This is a genomic window from Nocardiopsis sp. MT53, assembly GCF_019598965.1.
GTDB classification, from domain to species: Bacteria; Actinomycetota; Actinomycetes; order Streptosporangiales; family Streptosporangiaceae; genus Nocardiopsis; species Nocardiopsis changdeensis.
On the sequence record NZ_CP080599.1, the window covers coordinates 4,899,740 to 4,916,076 of the forward strand.

Here is a 16,337-nt window from a genome sequence, read left to right on the forward strand (position 1 = left end):
TCTACGTAGTCGATCTACTACGTAAAGCGACCTACGGGGGGCAGGGCCACACATGACCGCGCCGATGGACGTGCCCGAGTCGTCCCAGCACGCCGAGCCCGAAGCCGTGGCCGCGGGGGCGAAGAACGCCGCCGGCCGCTCGCTGCGCCAGATCGCCTGGCAGAGGTTCCGCAAGGACAAGGTCGGCATGGCCGGCGGCATCGTCGTCATCCTGCTCATCCTCGTCGCGGTCTTCGCCCCGCTGCTGACCGCCTGGTTCGGCTATCCGCCCAACCAGTTCAACCAGCAGCTCGTCGACCCCCTCACCGGCGGCGTCCTGCGCGACCCCGAGAACCCCGCCCTGGGCCTGGACCCGTGGGGCGGGATCAGCGCCGACCACCTCCTGGGCGTCGAGCCCGTCAACGGCCGCGACCTGTTCAGCCGCATCGTCTACGGCGCCCGCACCTCGCTGCTGGTCGCCACCGTCGCCACCCTCGTGTGCGTCGTCATCGGGACCGTCCTGGGCGTCGTGGCGGGGTACTTCGGCGGCTGGGTCGACACCGTCATCAGCCGGGCCATGGACATCTTCCTGGCCTTCCCGCTGCTGCTCTTCGCCATCGCCCTGGTCGGCGTCATCCCCGACGGGGCCTTCGGCCTCACCGGCAACGGGCTGCGCATCGGCGTGCTGATCTTCATCATCGGGTTCTTCAACTGGCCCTACATCGGGCGCATCGTGCGCGGGCAGACCCTCACCCTCAAGGAGCGCGAGTTCGTCGAGGCCGCCCGCAGCCTGGGCGCGGGCAGCGCGCACATCGTGTTCAAGGAGATCCTGCCCAACCTCGTCACCCCGATCCTCGTCTACTCCACCCTGCTCATCCCCACCAACATCCTGTTCGAGGCGGCCCTGAGCTTCCTGGGCGTGGGCATCAACCCGCCCACGGCCACCTGGGGCGGCATGCTGGAGAACGCGCTGCGCTTCTACACGACGTCGCCGCACTTCGTGATCATCCCGGGTCTGGCCATCTTCGTCACCGTGCTCGCGTTCAACCTGTTCGGCGACGGCCTGCGGGACGCCTTCGACCCGCGCTCCTCCGACTGACCTCCCCGGCCGCCGCCCGCCCAGGGCGGGCCGGCCTCGGGCCGTGCACCGATCACGGCCCCGGCGGCGACCGATCCCGGTCCCGCAGCAACCCGATCCTGGAGGCAAGGTGAACACCCACCACCACGGCACACCCCCGGCGCCCCGCAGGCGCCGGTTCGCGGCCCCCGCGGCCGCCGGCACGGCCCTGGCCCTGATGCTGACCGCGTGCGGCGGCGGGGGCGGAGGCGGCGGAGGAGGGGAGGTCGACGCGGAGTTCAACCAGGCCGAGACGGAGATGGTCAACCCGTCCGACCAGACCGGCGGCACCCTCCGGTACGCCATCTCCTCGGACTTCGACTCCCCGGACCCGGGCAACACCTACTACGCGTTCAGCTGGAACTTCACCCGCTACTACGCGCGCACCCTGCTCACCTACACCGAGGCCCCGGGGGAGGAGGGCACCCAGCTCCAGCCCGACCTGGCCGAGGCCATGCCCGAGGCCAACGAGGACTCCACCGAGTGGACCGTCCGCCTCAAGCCGGGGCTCAAGTACGAGGACGGGACGGAGATCACCGCCCAGGACGTCAAGTACGCGATCGCCCGCAGCAACTTCGGCGACCAGGCCCTGCCCAACGGTCCCAAGTACTTCCAGCAGCTGCTGGCGGACAGCGAGGACTACGAGGGGCCCTACGCCACCGACGGGGACCCGCTCGAGGGCTTCGACGGCATCGAGACGCCGGACGACCACACCCTGGTCTTCCACCTCAACGAGAGCTTCTCGGAGTTCCCCTACATCCTCATCCAGCCGCAGACCGCGCCGGTGCCGCCCGACGCCGACCGCGGCGAGCAGTACCAGAGCCGGGTGGTCTCCTCCGGGCCGTACAAGTTCGACGGGGAGTACCGGCCGGGCGTGTCCCTGAACCTGGTCCGCAACGACCAGTGGGACGCCTCGACCGACCCCACCCGCCGGGCGCTGCCCGACCGCATCGAGGTGCAGCTGGGCGTCGACCAGAACGAGATCGACCAGCGCCTGGTCAACGGCGAGCTGGACGTGGACCTGGGCGGTGTCGGCGTGGGGCCGGCGATGCGCGGCACCCTCATCACCGACGAGGCCCGGCGCGCCAGTGTCGACAACCCGCAGACCAACACCCTGCGCTACGTCAACATCAACACCGTGGTCGAGCCGCTGAACAACCTGGCCTGCCGCGAGGCGGTCATGTTCGCCGCCGACCGGGACGCCCTGCACCGGGCCTGGGGCGGTGAGACCGGTGGGGACATCGCCACCCAGATCATGCCCTCGGCCCTGGCCGGCGCCGACCCGAGCATCGACCCGTACCCGTCCGACGACAACAAGGGCGACCTGGACAGGGCCCGGGAGAAGCTGGAGGAGTGCGGGCACCCGGACGGGTTCTCCACCTCCATCGGCGCCCGCGCCGACCGGCCCTCGGACGTGAGCACCGCCGAGGCCGTCCAGCAGGCGCTGGCCCGGGTGGGCATCGAGGTCGAGATCAAGCAGTACCCGTCCGACACCTACACCAACACCCAGGCCGGATCCCCGGACTTCGTCCACGAGAACGACCTGGGGCTCACGGTGTACGGCTGGGCCCCGGACTGGGCCACCGGCTACGGGTTCATGAGCAAGATCCTGGACGGCGACGCCATCCAGGACGCGGGCAACGCGAACATCTCCGAGTTCGACGACGACCAGGTCAACGGCTGGTTCGACGAGGTCGTCACGGTCGAGGACCCCGAGGAGCGCGCCTCGATCTACACGCAGATCGACCAGCGGGCCATGGAGCAGGCGGTCATCCTGCCCGCGGTGTTCGAGCGCACCGTGATGTACCGGCCGCCGAACCTGACCAACGTGTACTACCACGCCGGCTACAGCATGTACGACTACATGTCCTTGGGCACCACCAACAGCTGACGGTGACCCGCCAGGGGCGGCGGCCCGCCGAGACGCGGGCCGCCGCCCCCGCCCGTGTCCGGAGGCCATCGGGCCCTCCGCGGCCGCACGCCGCGTCGGCTGTTCCGGGATCATCCGATCCCGGTCCCGTGGAATTCGAGGGCGCCGACGACTCCCCGGCACACCTTCCCCACCCGTGCCCGGACCGCCGTGTCCGGGGCGCAGGTACACGCCGCGCGATCAAGCGTGATCATTCAAACACGCTGCGTTATCTTGGTCGTCTCAGGCCGAAACTTCGCGCCCCTGCCGATTTCCCTTCCAGGGCGGGCCCGACGACAGAAAGACACGCGCCTTGCTGACCTACATCCTGCGCCGCTTGGGCGCCGGTCTGCTGCTCCTGGCCGTGGTCACCATGGTCACCTTCGGCATCTTCTACGTCGTGCCCAAGTGGGCCGGCCGAACCACCGAGCAGCTGGCGACCATGTACGTGGGACGGGCGCCCACCCCCGAGGCGATCCAGGCGACCATCGACCGGCTGGGGCTGGACAAGCCGGTCATCGTGCAGTTCGGCGAGTTCGTGCGCGGGATCTTCTTCGGCGCCGAGTACCGGTTCGGCCGGGACACCATCGAGTGCGCCGCGCCCTGCTTCGGCTACTCCTTCCAGACCTACCAGGAGGTCTTCCCCGAGATCGTCTCCCGGCTGCCGGTCACGTTCTCACTGGCCCTGGGGGCGGGCATCATCTGGCTGGTCGGCGGCATCGCCGTCGGCGTGGTCTCGGCGGTGTGGAAAGGCAGCCTCTTCGACCGGATCGCGATGGCGATCGCCCTGGCCGGGGTCTCCCTGCCGATCTTCTTCACCGGCCTGCTGGTGCTGGCCTTCCCGGTGCACGCCTGGGGCTGGTTCCAGACCCCGCGCTACGTCCCCCTCACCCAGGACCCGCTGGGCTGGGCCGCGGGCATGTTCCTCCCGTGGCTGACCCTGGCCTTCCTGCACGCCGCCATGTACGCGCGCCAGACCCGCGCGGGCATGCTGGAGGTGCTGAGCGAGGACTACATCCGTACCGCCCGGGCCAAGGGGCTGAGCGAGCGCAAGGTGGTGCTCAAGCACGCCCTGCGGCCCACCCTGACGCCGATCGTGACGATCTTCGGCCTGGACCTGGGGCTGGTCCTGGGCGGCGCGGTCCTGACCGAGCAGGTGTTCTCCCTCAACGGCATCGGGCGCTACGCGGTGAACGCCATCACCCAGAGCGACCTGCCCGTGATCCTGGGCGTGACCCTGTTCGGCGCGTTCTTCATCGTCGTGTGCAACCTGGTCGTCGACCTGATCTACCCGCTCATCGACCCGCGCGTGCGGGTCCACTAGCGGGCCCCCTTCCCGCATCCACCACTCCGGACCCAGAGAGCAGAGGCCTCTCCTATGAGCGAATCCGCACCCGAGCCCGTCGTCCGCGTGGACGACCTGCGGGTGGCGTTCCCGACCATGGACGGCGATATCCAGGCGGTGGACGGGCTGTCCTTCGAGGTGCCCGCCGGGGGAGGGCTGGGCATCGTGGGCGAGTCGGGCTCGGGCAAGAGCGTGACCTCGCTGGCCCTGATGGGCCTGCACCGCGGCAGCCGGGCGAAGATCACCGGCGCCATCGAGGTGGCCGGGAAGGACGTCAACAAGCTGACCGACGGGCAGCTGCGGGCGATGCGCGGCAACGACATCGCGATGGTCTTCCAGGACCCGATGCAGTCGCTGCACCCGCAGTACACCATCGGCAACCAGCTGGTCGAGGCGCTGCTCGTGCACCGGCCGGGCGTGTCCAAGACGGAGGCCCGCAAACACGCGGCCGAAGCGCTGGACCGGGTCGGCATCCCCTTCCCGGCCAAGCGGATCAATTCGTATCCGCACGAGTTCTCCGGTGGTATGCGCCAGCGTGTGGTGATCGCGATGGGGTTGATGTGCGATCCCAAGGTGCTGCTGGCCGATGAGCCGACGACGGCGCTGGATGTGACGGTGCAGGCGCGCATCCTGGACCTGTTGGACGAGCTGCGCCGGGATCTGGGGATGGCCCTGATCCTGGTCTCGCACGACCTGGCCGTGGTGGCGGGGTCGGTGGACGAGGTCGTGGTGATGCGCCACGGTGTGGCGGTGGAGCGCGGGGACGTGCGCACGGTGCTGTCGGCGCCGGAGCACCCCTACACGCAGGCGCTGCTGGCGGCGGTGCCGCGGGTGGAGGTCTCCCGGGCCCAGCGCCGCGCCCAGGACCGCGCCGACCGGGCCGAGCGCGAGCGCGGGGAGCAGCGGGCCGCGGGCGCGGTCACCGGGGAGACCCCGGGGCGGGAGGGGTTCGCGGCGTTCACGCCCAAGGAGCCCGAGGGCGGGCGGGAGGCCCTGCTCACGGTCTCGGGGGTGGGCCAGCGCTTCAAGGTGCGCGGCGGGATGTGGGGGCGTTCCACCGACTTCTGGGCCGTAAAGGGCGTCTCCTTCGACCTGTACAAGGGCGAGACGCTGGGGATCGTGGGCGAGTCGGGCTCGGGCAAGAGCACGCTGTCGCGGATGGTCATGCGCCTGCTGGAGCCGACCGAGGGCACCGTCGTGTTCGAGGGGCGGGATATCACCCACATCGCCGAACACCGGATGCGTCCGTTGCGGCGTGATGTGCAGATGGTGTTCCAGAACCCGTACTCGTCGCTGAACCCGCGTGTGACGGTGGGCGACGCGATCGGGACGGCGCTGCGGGTGCAGGGCGAGCGCGACACCAAGAAGATCAAGCGCGAGGTGCAGGAGCTGCTGGACCGGGTCGGGCTCCAGCCGAACCACTACAACCGGTTCCCGCACGCGTTCTCGGGCGGTCAGCGCCAGCGGATCGCGATCGCGCGGGCGCTGATCCTCAAGCCCAAGCTGATCATCTGCGACGAGCCGGTGTCGGCGCTGGACGTGTCCACCCAGGACCAGGTGCTGCGGCTGCTGTCGGAGCTGCAGGACGACTTCGGGCTGACCTACATCTTCGTGGCCCACGACCTGGCGGTGGTGCGCCAGGTCAGCGACCGGGTCGCGGTGATGCGCAAGGGCGAGATCGTGGAGCTGGGCGACAGCGACTCCATCTACGAGAACCCGCAGAGCGACTACACCCGCCAACTGCTCAACGCCGCACCCGTGCTCGACCCGGACCAGGCGCGCGAGCTGCGCGCCGAGCGGGTCCGCGAGCGCGCCGACGGGGCCTGAGCCGGGTCCCGGCCGGGGCGCCGCCCCGGCCGGGACCGCCGGCCCGAACGGTCAGAAGAGGTCGCGGCGCCCGGCCAGGGCGTCGATCCACCGGTCCAGCTCCCGGCTCCAGTCCATCGCGGCCGCCTGCTCGTGGGTGACGTTGAAGCTCTTGAAGGTGTCGCGCCCCTCGGTGAACAGCCCCGGCTTCTTGTCCAGCTCCAGGACCACGTCCATGCCGTGCTCATCGGCGACGAACGACAGCTCCAGCTGGTTCAGGCCCCGGTAGCGGCTCGGGGCGTAGTACTCGATCTCCTGGTAGAAGGGCAGCCGCTGGCGGGTGCGGGCGATGCGCCCGCGCTCCAGGTCGGCCTTCTTGAACCGGAAGCCCAGGGAGTCCAGCGCGAGCAGCACCGCCTGCTGGGCGGGCAGCGGCTCGATCGCCACCGGGTCCAGGTCGCCGGGGTCGACGGCGCCCGCGACGGCCAGGCGCGTGTTGACGCCGAGGTTCATGCCGTACAGCCGCTGGCCGCCCAGGGACGTGACGGGGGCCTCCCAGGGCACGGGCAGCTCGAAGGGGACCTCGAACCGCTGTCCGGGGACCAGGCCGGTCCGCCCGCCCAGCCGGACCCGGTGGAACTCCATGTGGGAGGTGACCTCGCTGTCACCGATCTCGGACTCGACCGCGGCCTGCAGGCCCACGGTGAGCTCCTCGACCTCCTGCTCGACGTTCCCGCCCTCGACCAGGACGGTGCCGCGCACCGTGCCGCCGGGACGGGTGGACGCCGAGTCCAGGTGGGTCTCGACCGAGGCCCCGCCGAAACCGATGCCGGCGAGCAGACGCTTGAGAACCATGGGCCTTTCCTGTTCCCGCCCCGGCGGTGCCGATCCGGGCGGGGCGTTCGGGAGTGTTCGGGCATAGGGGAGAGCGGCACCCTCACAGGTACAGACGGCCGGCGGCGGGTCCCGGTTCCCGTCAGGCCGCGAGTCCGCGCAGCAGGGCCCGCAGCCCGTAGTGGAAGCGGGCGGCGGCCTCCTCCGCGTCGGGGGCGTCCTCGTCGTCCTGGTGGCGGACCTGGTGGACGACGGCCCCCAGGCAGTGGGCGTACAGGGCGTCGGCGGCGCGGTCGAGGTCGCCCTCGGGCACCCCGGCGTCGGTGAAGGCGCGGTGGACCAGCGCGCGGGCGGCGGCGTCGGCGGGGGTGGCGGGGGCGCGGTGCACCAGCAGGGACAGGGCGCCGGAGTACTCCAGCAGCCGGGCGCGGTACCCGTCGGCCCAGGAGGCCAGGCGCTCGTCCCAGGGGCGGGTGTCGGCCTCCTCGGCGCCGTCCTCCTGCGGCTCCCCGCCGTCCTGGTCGTCGGTCTCCTCCGGGAGGGCGTCGCCGGTGGCGCCGGGGGAGGTCACGTAGGCGGCGATGGCGTTGAAGAGCTGCTCCTTGCCCAGGGGGAAGTGGTGGTAGATGGCCATGGCCTCCACCTCCAGGGCGTCGCCCAGCCGCCGCATGGACAGCCCGCCCAGCCCGCGCCCGGCGATGATGTGGAGCGCCTCCAGGATGATGCGCTCCCGGCTGAGCCCCGCGTAGTTCCTGCTCACTTGTTTCCTTTCGGAAGTTTTGTCATCAAATGTGGCGTTTTCTGTGCGCCGAGGCCATCACCGACGCACGATCCGGCTCGCCTCATGATCCACGTCACCACTACAGTGCCATTGCAGGCGGTGTACCCGGTGAACGGAGCGAGCGATGGGACTTGGCGGACGAGGCACGGCGCAGGCGCGGGAGAGCCTGGTGGCCGACCGCGAACGGGCCGGACGGCTCGACGACCTGCTGCGGGAGGTGGCGGCCGCCCAGGCGGCGCTGGAGGAGGCCCGCGAGTCCGGGGCCGCGGTGGAGGAGCTGCACGAGCGCGCGCTGGCGCTGGACACCGCGCTCACCGAGGCGATGCGGGCCGCCTACGCCCGCGAGCGCGTGCTCGTCGGGGAGAAGGGCTACCGCGACCGCATCCACCGGCGCAAGCGGCTGGCCCGGCCCGCGGTGCGCGAGGCCACCGAGGTCGCCGAACAGCTGCTCACCGCCCGTGAGGCCCACCGGCTGCACGGCGTGCCGCGGGTGCCCCGCACGGTCGGCGCACTCTGACGTCCGCGCCGCCCCGCGCCCCCCGCGGGCGCGGGGCCCGCACGCACGGTAGTTTTGGGCGCGAACGGGTATGGGGCCCGGAGCACGAACGCCGAACGTGGGGAGCGCAGGAGGAGATGGCGGAGTTCATCCGCGTCGACCCGACGTCGAAGGTACCGCCCTATGAGCAGATCCGGACGACCGTGGCGATGGCGGCCGCCGCAGGGGAGCTCCCGGTCGGCTACCGGCTGCCGACGGTACGGGCGCTGGCCGGGGACCTGTCGGTGGCGGTCAACACCGTGGCCCGCGCCTACCGCGAACTGGAGCAGGCCGGGGTCGTCGAGACCCGGGGCCGCTCGGGCACCTTCATCGCGGCCGCGGGGGACGACCAGCGTGCGGAGGCGCTGGCGGCCGCCCGCGCCTACGCCGAGGTGATCTCCCGGGTGGGGCTGGACCACGACGAGGCCGTGGACATCCTGCGCGCCGCGCTGGACTCCGCCCGGCCCACGGGCTGAGGCTCCGCGGGCCGGGCGCCGCTCAGCGGCGCAGGCCCAGCACGGAGACGAGGTAGAAGAGGATCAGGCCCGCCCACACGGCGGCGATGGCGGCGGCCCCGCCCACCATGGCCGCGACGATCGCGGTGGCGGGGAGGCTCACCCCCAGGCACACCAGGGACAGCACCATCCGCACCGTGTTGGAGGGGACCCCCACCTTCTCCTTGTGCTCGCGCTGCCGGTGTTCCAGGTGGCGCCGGACGCTGGTGTCGATGGCGTCGTCCATGCGCTCGATCAGAGAGGTCGCCAGCGCGTCGTCGTACTCGGGCCCGAGCTCGCGGCCGGCGCGCAGCGCGGCGGCGATATCGGCCTGCCGCTGGGAGGTGCTGTCGGTCATCTCCCCATAGTGGCACCCGCCGAGGACCCCGGGCGCCCCTCGGCCCCGATCCCGGGGAAGGTTCAGGGACATCCCCGATCCCGGACACACCGAAGGGCCGCCCCCCGGTGCGGGAGGCGGCCCCTGTCGGCGGCTAGCTGGCGAAGTCGAGCAGCTGCTGGGCGCGGCTCGGGTGGCGCAGCTTGGAGAGCGACTGCTTCTCCAGCTGCCGGATGCGCTCCCGGGTCAGCCCCAGGTGCTTGCCGATCTCGTCCAGGGTGCGCGGCCGGCCGTCCATCAAGCCGAAGCGCAGCGACATGATGGTCGCCTCGCGCGGCTCCAGGTCGGACAGGGCGTTGCGCAGCTGGTCGGCCATGAGCTGGCGGTCGACCACCTCGGAGGCCTCGGAGGCGTCCACGTCCTCGATGAGGTCGCCGATGCGGGTCTCGCCGTCCTCGCCGATGGTGGAGTCCAGGCTGATGGGCTGGCGGGTGACCCGCAGCAGCTCCTCGATCTGGGCCGGGGTCTTGTCCAGCTCCAGCGCCAGCTCCTCCGGGGTGGGCTCGCGGCCCAGCGCCTGGTGCATGTCCCGCTCCAGGCGGCTGACCTTGCTCAGCAGCTCCAGCACGTGGACGGGCAGGCGGATGGTGCGCGCCGAGTCGGCGAAACCGCGCTGGATCGCCTGGCGGATCCACCACATGGCGTAGGTGGAGAACTTGAAGCCCTTGGTGTAGTCGAACTTCTCCACCGCGCGGATCAGGCCGAGGTTGCCCTCCTGGACCACGTCCAGCAGCGACATGCCCCGGTCGCTGTACTTCTTGGCCACCGACACCACCAGGCGCAGGTTGGCCTCCAGCATGTGGGACTTGGCCTTGCGGCCGTCCTCGGCGATCCACTCCAGCTCGTCGCGCTCGGCCTCGGACATCGGCACGGAGGTGTCGACCTCGCCGTGCAGGCCCAGCCGGTACTCCGCGTACAGGCCCGCCTCGACCCGCTTGGCCAGCTCGACCTCCTGCTCGGCGGTGAGCAGCTGCCGGCGGCCGATGGCCTTGAGGTAGGTGTGGACGGAGTCGCCCATGGCGGGGGACTGGTCGTCCAGGTCGGCCTCGCCGGTCTCCGGGTCGATGGTGGCCTGGGATGTGTCCTCGGTCTTCTTGGTGCGCCGCGTGGTGCGGGTCTTCCTCCGGGGGGAGGGGCCCTTGCGCGGTGCGACCTTGCCGGATGCGGCCTTGGGTGCCTCGTCGGTGTCGGGCACCGTCGCGATGAGAGTGTTTTCCAGCACGTCGTCCTCGGCGTCGGGTTCGGCCACCGGTGCGGAGTGGTCGCCCCCGTTGGCGAGCCGGACCCCGTGGTCGGTGAGTTCACGCAGGATGGCACGGCCGTCGCCGGCGGAGACTCCGGCCGCGGAGAAGGCGGTGCGCAGCTCGGCGAGGGACAGGTGCCCCTGGGCGCGCCCGCGGGCGAGCAGATCGGTCAGCGCCGCGCGGTCCGCCGCGAGCGGAGCGGTGCCGTCGGTGGGCGCCGAACGGGTCCGGGCGGAGCTCGTCATCCGGACACCTCCCTCCCTTCCATGACGTGTGGCACGTGGCGGAAGGCTCCCGCCGACTGGACGCGCCAATATGTCCAACGTGTCGGGGTGTCAAATGTTCCCCGTCTCGATTGGATATCTTTCGAAGTGGCATGGATCACCGCGCGTTCAGTGGCGGGCGGTGGGAGGCAGCGGGTATGGGAGCCCGCCCGGACGGCCGTGCCGGGGCACAGCGCTCCAGGCGCGGGGGAGGGCGCAGGGGCGTGGGCGGGTGGACTCGTGGCTGTCGCCAACTGCGGACCTCCTTGGCAGAGGGGCCGTGGGGTCCGGGCATTCGGGCGGCCCGGATACTCAGGTAGACGCCGGGCGGCCCGGGGAAGTTCCCCACATGGGCGGACATGTCCTCCCCTGTGGTGGCGGCCTGCCCCGGTCGGGGCACGGACCGCCCGCCCGGCCGCGGTCTCAGCCGCGGCGCAGCGCCACCAGGTCCGGTTTGCCCGAGGCCAGCATCGGCAGCCGGTCGCGCACCTCCACCTCGCGCGGGGCCGCGTAGGCGGGCAACCGGTCCCTGACCACCGCCCGCAGGTGTTCCAGGGCGGGCGGCGCGGCCGGGTCGGCGGGCACCACCACCGCGCACACCCGCTCGCCCCACTCGGGGTCGGGGCGGCCCACCACCACCGATTCGGCCACCGACGGGTCGGCCATGATCAGCGCGTTGACCTGCCCGGGCACCACCTTGTGGCCGCCGGTGTTGATCACCTCGTCCATCCGGCCCAGGATCTCCAGCCGCTCCCCGTCCCAGCGCCCCAGGTCGTTGGTGCGCAGCACCCGGGTCCCGTCGGCGGCGGTGTCCGGACCCGGCACCGGCTCCGCCCCCGGCGCGGTCCGGTAGCGGGTGAGCAGGGTCGGCCCCGACAGCAGCACCCGGCCGGAGCCGTCCGGGCCCGGGGCGTCGGTCGCCACCCCCACCCCGTCCAGGGGCACGCCGTCGTAGACGCACCCGCCGCAGGTCTCGCTCATGCCGTAGGTGGTGACCACCCGGCCCCCGGCGGCGCGCGCCGCCGCCAGCAGCTCGGGCTCGGCGGCCGCGCCGCCCAGCAGGATCACCCCGAACACCGACAGGTCCGCGCCCGCGGCCAGCAGCCGCCGCAGCTGGGTCGGCACCAGGGACACGTGCGGGCGGAGCCCCTCCGCCAGGGAGAGCACCCCCTCCGCCGAGAACGGGGCGTGCACCGCCCCGGTGCCCGTGACCAGGGCGCGCAGCATCACCTGTAGACCGGAGATGTGCCCGGCGGGCAGCACGCACAGCCAGGAGTCGCCCGGCCGGGCCCCGATCCGCGCCACCGACGCCCGCGCCGAGGCGAGCAGCGCCGCGGCCGACAGCTCCACGCCCTTGGGCGCGCCCGTCGACCCGGAGGTGGTGACCACCAGGGCCGTCCCGGGGGAGGCGGGCAGACCGCCCTCCAGGGGCGACTCCCCCTCGGGGGTCAGCACCGAGGAGGGGCGCATCGCCCCCAGCAGCTCGCGCACCCGGGCGTCCGGGGTCCCGGCGGGCACCGGCATCAGCGCCGGGCCCCCGCCCTCCAGCGCCGCGGCCAGCAGGTCGGACAGGTGATCCGGCTCCAGCCCCACGGCGGCGCGCAGCGCCGGGCCGTCGGCGGTCGTCGGGTCGGGGACGTCGGGAAGGTTCACGGAAGCCACGGGGCACAAGGGTACGCCCGCCACGCTCCCGGGGGGCGTACCCGGTCGTCCCCGTCGGCCTGGCACAATGCGTAGGGTTGACGCGGGGGTCGCCCCGGAGGGGGCTCCGTGGGGAGCCGGTCCGGGCGCCCGCCGTTCCGATGTCCCGTGAGGAGAAGCAGTAGCCGTGAGCAGCGTGATCGACTGGCAGCGGTCGGGCGAGTATTCCGACATCATCTACGAGACCGCGGAGGGCATCGCCAAGATCACGATCAACCGGCCCGAACGGCACAACGCGTTCCGGCCGCAGACCCTCTTCGAGCTGCAGCAGGCGTTCAACATCGCCCGCGACGACTCCGAGGTGGGCGTGATCATCTTCACCGGCGCGGGCGACCAGGCGTTCTGCTCCGGCGGCGACCAGAAGATCCGCGGCGACGACGGCTACATCGGCGACGACGCCGTGGCCCGCCAGGGCATCGGCCGCCTCAACGTCCTGGACCTCCAGGTGCAGATCCGCCGCCTGCCCAAGCCGGTCATCGCCATGGTCGCCGGCTGGTCCATCGGCGGCGGCAACGTGCTCCAGGTGTGCTGCGACCTCACCATCGCCGCCGACAACGCCAAGTTCGGCCAGACCGGCCCCAGGGTCGGCTCCTTCGACGGCGGCTACGGCTCCTGGCTGCTCGCCGAGACCGTCGGCCTGAAGAAGGCCCGCGAGATCTGGTACCTGTGCCGCCAGTACAGCGCCCAGGAGGCGCTGGACATGGGCATGATCAACACCGTGGTGCCGCTGGCCGACCTGGAGAAGGAGACCGTCTCCTGGGCCCGCGAGCTGCTGGAGAAGTCCCCGCTGGCGCTGCGCATGCTCAAGGGCGCCATCAACGCCGTCAGCGACGGCGCCGCCGGGATGCAGCAGTTCGCCGGCGACGCCACCATGCTCTACTACATGAGCGAGGAGGCCCAGGAGGGCCGGGACGCCTTCAAGGAGAAGCGCCGTCCGGAGTTCGACAAGTTCCCGCGCCGCCCGTGACACCGTCCCCCGACCCCGCCGCGGAGACCGGCCCCGGAGCGGGCCGGGCCTTCGCCATCGGCCTGCGCAACCGGTTCCGCGGCATCACCGTGCGCGAGGGCATGCTGGTGCGCGGGCCCGCCGGGTGGGGCGAGTTCTCGCCCTTCGCCGAGTACGGCCCGCGCGAGTGCGCCCGCTGGTGGGCGGCCTGCCATGAGGCCGCCCACCGCGGGTGGCCCGCCCCCGTGCGCGACCGGGTCGCGGTCAACGTCACCGTCCCGGCCGTGGACCCCGGGCGGGCCCACGCCATCGTCGCCGCGGGCGGCTGCGCCACCGCCAAGGTGAAGGTCGCGGAGCGGGGCCAGGACCCCGCCGAGGACCTGGCCCGGGTGGAGGCGGTGCGCGACGCCATCGGCCCCTCGGGGAAGGTGCGCGTGGACGCCAACGGGGCCTGGGACGTGGACACCGCGGTGCGGATGGTCCGCGCCCTGGACCGGTACGGGCTGGAGTACGTCGAGCAGCCCTGTGCCACCCTGGACGAACTCGCCGAGGTGCGCCGCCGGGTGGACGTGCCGGTGGCCGCCGACGAGTCGGTCCGCCGAGCCGAGGACCCCCTGAAGGTGCGCGCCGCCGATGCCGCCGACATCGTCGTGCTCAAGGTGCAGCCCCTGGGCGGGGTGCGCGCCGCCCTGCGGGTCGCCGAGGCCTGCGGGCTGCCGGTGGTGGTCTCCAGCGCCGTCGAGACGTCGGTGGGCCTGGCCGCCGGGGTGGCGCTGGCCGCCGCCCTGCCGGAGCTGCCCTACGCGTGCGGCCTGGCGACCATGCAGATGCTCACCGCCGACGTCACCGCCGACCCGCTGCTGCCCGAGGACGGGTACCTGCCGGTACGGGCGGTGGAGGTCGACGAGGAGCGGCTGCGGGCGGTCGAGACCGAGCCCGGGCCCTGGCGCGCCCGCGCCGAGGCCGCCATCGCGGCCGACCGCCGGGATTGACCGGTACAGGACACGGATCACACGGGCGGGCGTTCGCCGTTCGCGCCCGAACGGGGTTCACTGGGAGGTGTGCGCCCGTGAGAAGAGGGGTGCCGGGCGGCATCCCGGCGTCCTGCGGTGATACTTGTTGCACACTTTGACGAACGAAAGCGTTTGGATGAATCCGTCTACCGCCCTGGCGCGGGTCCTCGTCGACGAACTGGCCCGCTGCGGCCTGGCCGAGGCCGTGGTCGCGCCGGGGTCCCGCTCGACGCCGCTCGCGCTCGCCCTGGTCTCCCACCCCGGGATCCGGGTGCACGTGCGGGTGGACGAGCGGTCGGCGTCCTTCCTCGCGCTGGGACTGGCCCGGGCGTCGCGCCGCCCCGTGGCCGTGGTGTGCACCTCCGGGACCGCCGCCGCCAACTTCCACCCCGCGGTGCTGGAGGCCGACGAGAGCGGGGTGCCGCTGCTGGTGCTGACCGCCGACCGGCCGCCCGAGCTGCGCGGCACCGGCGCCAACCAGACCGTGGACCAGATCGGCCTGTACGGCGGTGCGGTGCGGATGTTCGCCGAGGTCGGCACGCCCGACCCGGTACCGGGGATGGTCGCCTACTGGCGCTCGCTGGTGGGGCGCGCCTGGGGCGCCGCCCGCGGCGGGCGGCCCGGTCCGGTGCACCTGAACGTGGCGTTCCGCGACCCGCTCACCCCCGACGGCCCCGGCCGGGAGTGGCCCGAGCCCCTGGAGGGGCGGGCCGGCGGGGCGCCGTGGATCTCGCGCCCGGGGCCGTTCGCCGAACCCCCGGCGTTCGTGCTGCCCGACGTGGAGCGCGGCGTGATCGTGTGCGGCGACGGCGACTACGACCCGGTGCCGTTCCTGGCGCTGGCCGAGCTCACCGGCTGGCCGCTGCTGGCCGAACCCACCTCCAACGCCCGCCGGACGGGCGCGGTCTCCGCCTACCGGCAGCTGCTGGCGTCCCCGGCGATCGCCGCGGGACCCGCCCCGGACCTGGTGGTGAGCGTGGGGCGGCCCAACCTGTCCCGGCAGACCCTGGCGTTCCTGCGCCGGGCCCGCCGCCACGTGGTGGTCACCGCGGGGTCCCTGGGGGACCCGTGCGCGGCGCTGCCGGACGGGTTCGCCGACCCGGCGCGCACCGCCACCGACGTGGTGGCCGCCGTCGCCGCCCCGCCGGCGCTGACCTTCGACGAGCCGCGCCGCACCGACTGGTCGCGGCTGTGGCTGCGGGCCGAGGCCGCGGCCCGCGCGGCGCTGGACGCGGTGCTGGACGAGCAGGAGACGCTCACCGAGCCGCGGCTGGCCCGCGACCTGGTGTCGCACCTGGCCGCGGGTTCGCTGCTGTTCGCGGGTTCGAGCATGCCCATCCGCGACCTGGACGCCACCATGCGCGCCCGCTGCGGGGTGCGCCTGGTCGGCAACCGGGGCGTGAGCGGCATCGACGGCACGGTGTCCACGGCGATCGGCGCCGCCCTGGCCCACCAGGCGGCCGACCCGGCCGCGGGGGCGTTCGCGCTGCTGGGCGACCTGGCGGTGCTGCACGACCAGAACGGGCTGATCATCGGGCCGGGGGAGCCGCGCCCGGACCTGGCGATCGTGGTGGTCAACAACGACGGCGGCGGGATCTTCTCCGGCCTGGAGCAGGCCGGGCACCCGGACTTCGAGCGGGTCTTCGGGACCCCGCACGGGGTGACGATGGAGCGGGTGGCGGCGATGGCGGACGTGCCCTACATCCACCTGGAGTGGGCCACCGACCTGCCCAAGGCACTCCTGGGGGAGGGGGTGCGCATCGTGGAGGTGCGCACCGACCGCGCCGAGAGCGCGGCCCTGCGCAGACGCCTGCAGACGGCGGTCGACGCGGCCCTGGCCGAGGCCCTGTAGCCCCTGTGCGCACCGCGCCCCGCCCGGCCGTGTCCGGCGGGGCGGTTTTTTCCGCGGGATCTGCGCGCGTCGCGATGAGTCCCGCCGGGTGCGATGGTCGTACCGTCGAACCCGGAACCGA

The 16,337-nt window shown here is 72.9% G+C and carries 14 protein-coding genes; 9 read left to right on the forward strand and 5 right to left on the reverse strand.

Annotation, left to right across the window (positions count from 1 at the left end; all coding sequences use genetic code 11):
• Window positions 1-52 precede the first annotated feature (52 nt).
• The 4 genes from K1J57_RS21650 to K1J57_RS21665 all read left to right on the forward strand — a co-directional run bounded on the left by K1J57_RS21650 (window position 53) and on the right by K1J57_RS21665 (window position 6,177).
• Window positions 53-1,078, forward strand: a complete 1,026-nt coding sequence (locus tag K1J57_RS21650) for an ABC transporter permease (protein ID WP_220560427.1) — start codon at window positions 53-55, stop codon at window positions 1,076-1,078.
• A 196-nt stretch (window positions 1,079-1,274) separates the two neighbouring features.
• Entirely contained in the window at window positions 1,275-2,987 is a 1,713-nt protein-coding gene (locus tag K1J57_RS21655; RefSeq protein ID WP_220565692.1) for an ABC transporter substrate-binding protein, read from the forward strand.
• A gap of 331 nt (window positions 2,988-3,318) precedes the next feature.
• On the forward strand, window positions 3,319-4,329 hold the full coding sequence (locus K1J57_RS21660) for an ABC transporter permease (RefSeq protein WP_220560428.1): 1,011 nt from the start codon (window positions 3,319-3,321) through the stop codon (window positions 4,327-4,329).
• A gap of 54 nt (window positions 4,330-4,383) precedes the next feature.
• Window positions 4,384-6,177 (forward strand): ABC transporter ATP-binding protein, encoded by a 1,794-nt coding sequence (locus K1J57_RS21665; protein ID WP_220560429.1) that lies wholly within the window; start codon window positions 4,384-4,386, stop codon window positions 6,175-6,177.
• 51 nt (window positions 6,178-6,228) lie between these two features.
• Here the strand turns inward: K1J57_RS21665 and K1J57_RS21670 are convergent, their stop codons facing one another.
• Entirely contained in the window at window positions 6,229-7,011 is a 783-nt protein-coding gene (locus tag K1J57_RS21670; protein ID WP_220560430.1) for a sporulation protein, read from the reverse strand.
• A gap of 121 nt (window positions 7,012-7,132) precedes the next feature.
• Window positions 7,133-7,750, reverse strand: coding sequence for a TetR/AcrR family transcriptional regulator (locus tag K1J57_RS21675; protein ID WP_220560431.1), 618 nt, complete (start codon window positions 7,748-7,750; stop codon window positions 7,133-7,135).
• 145 nt (window positions 7,751-7,895) lie between these two features.
• Here K1J57_RS21675 and K1J57_RS21680 point away from each other — a divergent pair, with 145 nt between their 5' ends.
• Together K1J57_RS21680 and K1J57_RS21685 are read left to right on the forward strand one after the other, a co-directional pair.
• The gene (locus tag K1J57_RS21680; protein ID WP_220560432.1) at window positions 7,896-8,288 is read left to right on the forward strand and encodes a hypothetical protein; all 393 of its coding nucleotides are present in this window, start codon (window positions 7,896-7,898) and stop codon (window positions 8,286-8,288) included.
• A 116-nt stretch (window positions 8,289-8,404) separates the two neighbouring features.
• The gene (locus K1J57_RS21685) at window positions 8,405-8,782 is read left to right on the forward strand and encodes a GntR family transcriptional regulator (protein ID WP_220560433.1); all 378 of its coding nucleotides are present in this window, start codon (window positions 8,405-8,407) and stop codon (window positions 8,780-8,782) included.
• Between the two features lie 22 nt (window positions 8,783-8,804).
• Here the strand turns inward: K1J57_RS21685 and K1J57_RS21690 are convergent, their stop codons facing one another.
• From K1J57_RS21690 to K1J57_RS21700, 3 genes are all read right to left on the reverse strand, one after another.
• Window positions 8,805-9,158 (reverse strand): hypothetical protein, encoded by a 354-nt coding sequence (locus K1J57_RS21690; protein ID WP_220560434.1) that lies wholly within the window; start codon window positions 9,156-9,158, stop codon window positions 8,805-8,807.
• Between the two features lie 133 nt (window positions 9,159-9,291).
• Complete coding sequence (locus K1J57_RS21695) at window positions 9,292-10,686, reverse strand: RNA polymerase sigma factor (RefSeq protein ID WP_220560436.1); 1,395 nt, start codon at window positions 10,684-10,686, stop codon at window positions 9,292-9,294.
• A 441-nt stretch (window positions 10,687-11,127) separates the two neighbouring features.
• Complete coding sequence (locus tag K1J57_RS21700; protein ID WP_370634481.1) at window positions 11,128-12,366, reverse strand: AMP-binding protein; 1,239 nt, start codon at window positions 12,364-12,366, stop codon at window positions 11,128-11,130.
• 166 nt (window positions 12,367-12,532) lie between these two features.
• Here K1J57_RS21700 and menB point away from each other — a divergent pair, with 166 nt between their 5' ends.
• From menB to menD, 3 genes are all read left to right on the forward strand, one after another.
• Entirely contained in the window at window positions 12,533-13,372 is an 840-nt protein-coding gene (gene menB, locus K1J57_RS21705; protein WP_220560437.1) for a 1,4-dihydroxy-2-naphthoyl-CoA synthase, read from the forward strand.
• Entirely contained in the window at window positions 13,369-14,343 is a 975-nt protein-coding gene (locus tag K1J57_RS21710) for an o-succinylbenzoate synthase (RefSeq protein WP_220560438.1), read from the forward strand. The genes menB and K1J57_RS21710 overlap by 4 nt, the downstream gene beginning before the upstream one ends.
• A gap of 157 nt (window positions 14,344-14,500) precedes the next feature.
• Complete coding sequence (gene menD, locus K1J57_RS21715; protein ID WP_220560439.1) at window positions 14,501-16,216, forward strand: 2-succinyl-5-enolpyruvyl-6-hydroxy-3-cyclohexene-1-carboxylic-acid synthase; 1,716 nt, start codon at window positions 14,501-14,503, stop codon at window positions 16,214-16,216.
• The last annotated feature ends 121 nt before the right edge of the window (window positions 16,217-16,337 follow it).